Source organism: Vibrio sp. 1249-1 (genome assembly GCF_033340495.1).
This window is the reverse complement of the sequence record NZ_JAWOWJ010000777.1, coordinates 1-612: the sequence shown is the minus strand read 5'-3', so window position 1 is coordinate 612 and position 612 is coordinate 1. Positions and strand designations below refer to the sequence as shown.

Below are 612 nucleotides of genomic sequence, written 5' to 3'. Positions count from 1 at the left end.
GACCGTCATTTTCGCGAATCAGGCCATCCACTATCTTGTGCATGTATTGCAATGAGAACAGGTTGTAATCACGAGGAGTCAGAACGCCACCCCATGTATCAAATACCATAACTGACTGCGCGCCGGCTTTGATTTGTGCATTTAGGTAGTCAATCACGCTATCTGCTAGCTTATCCAGTAGAAGATGCAGAGTTTGAGGTTCTGCGTACATCATCTTCTTGATCTTCGTGAAGGCCTTAGAGCTACCACCTTCAACCATGTAAGTCGCAAGCGTCCATGGGCTACCAGAGAAACCAATTAGAGGTACATCACCATTCAAATCTTTGCGGATTTGACGCACGGCATTCATTACGTACTGCAGTTCACCTTCTGGATCTGGCAGACCGATTTTCTCTACGTCGGCTTTGCAAGTAATTGGGTTATCGAAGACCGGACCTTCACCAGCAGCAAAACGCAGACCCAGACCCATTGCATCTGGGATAGTTAGGATGTCAGAGAACAAGATCGCTGCATCAAGAGGAAAACGGCGTAGTGGTTGAAGAGTTACTTCAGACGCCAGCTCCGCATTCTTACACAAAGACATGAAATCGCCCGCTTGAGCACGCGTAGCTT

1 protein-coding gene is annotated in these 612 nt (G+C 47.7%); it reads right to left on the bottom strand.

What is annotated here, in order from left to right; translation table 11 throughout:
• A partial coding sequence (locus R7Z50_RS28865) for a uroporphyrinogen decarboxylase family protein (RefSeq protein ID WP_318149929.1) occupies positions 1–612 on the bottom strand: 612 nt, incomplete at both ends.